Genomic DNA, 322 nt, shown 5'->3' with positions numbered 1-322 from the left:
GATTGTTTAGACTGGCCGCCTCGGGAACGGGGCGGCCATATTCATGAGATACATCGTCGGCGAGGATCGGGCGCAGGCATCGTTTCTGCCGACTCGGCTGGAGGACTATGTCGCGGCCGATGCGGCGGTTCGGGTGATCGATGCCTTCGCTGATGGATTGGACCTGTCGGTTCTGGGCTTCGGCCGGGCGGTGCCTGCGGCGACGGGACGGCCCGGCTACGATCCGCGTGATCTCCTGAAGCTCTATGTCTGGGGCTACTTCAACGAGGTGCGTTCGTCGCGTCGGCTGGAACGGGCCTGCCGCCGTGATGTCGAGGCGATG

At 64.6% G+C, this 322-nt stretch carries 1 protein-coding gene; it reads left to right on the top strand.

From position 1 onward, the window contains the following. Nucleotides 1–43 precede the first annotated feature (43 nt). The coding region (locus FFK22_RS42475) for a transposase (RefSeq protein ID WP_143957073.1) at nucleotides 44–322 on the top strand (279 nt) is incomplete at its 3' end.

The organism is Mycobacterium sp. KBS0706, from assembly GCF_005938675.2.
Lineage (GTDB): Bacteria > Pseudomonadota > Alphaproteobacteria > DSM-16000 > Inquilinaceae > Inquilinus.
This window is presented reverse-complemented; position numbering and strand designations above follow the sequence as displayed.